Below are 731 nucleotides of genomic sequence, written 5' to 3' on the forward strand. Positions count from 1 at the left end.
AATGAATCTAGAGAACGCAAAAAAGGCTGCAGATGAACATAGCTCATCTGCAGCCTCCTATCTCCTTAGCATGAACAAGGCATCGTTATCCTGTTCACGCCAGCCTGCTTCTTTATTATGGCAGCGGAGATCGCGGTGTATGNTTAAACTGTTGTTCTTTATCATAAGAGGCAATACTACATAGCAAATTAAGCATCATGAATGCTTCATCCGCCTTTCATTGGACCCCTTATATTCAGTTATTAGATCAACTGATTAAGAACAACGAGAATCATTACACCATTCACTCCTAGCGCACTAATTTTCCCTATATTACCATTCGTACAGATTATTTTCAACAGATAAACAACTTTATCATCCCTTAACAAATCAAAGCTATACTCGAACTGTACAGCAGCACATACAACAACGAAGAAAGGAATTGCATATTATGGGAATTCACACGTACTTTCAATCCTTGAACGATCTTGAACGTATTATCCGCTGCCCGGGAAAATTCAAATTCGAAGAGCATAGCGTATCCGCCCACTCCTGGAAGGTTGTCCAATATGCCAAAACATTGGCAGATATCGAGGAAAGCAATGGCGTCGTCATCGACTGGAAAAAACTCTACGAGATTACCAGCAGCCATGATTATGGCGAAATATTCATAGGCGATATTAAAACGCCCGTTAAACATTATTCTATGGAATTACGCGGCATGCTCCAGCAAGTAGAGGAAGGCATGATTG

At 40.8% G+C, this 731-nt stretch carries 1 protein-coding gene; it reads left to right on the forward strand.

Annotated features, from left to right (window positions below):
• Positions 1–430: 430 nt before the first annotated feature.
• On the forward strand, positions 431–731 hold a 301-nt coding region (locus tag TX77_RS10545), incomplete at its 3' end, for a YfbR-like 5'-deoxynucleotidase (RefSeq protein ID WP_044505070.1).

Source organism: Megasphaera massiliensis, assembly GCF_000455225.1.
Taxonomy (GTDB): Bacteria; Bacillota; Negativicutes; order Veillonellales; family Megasphaeraceae; genus Megasphaera; species Megasphaera massiliensis.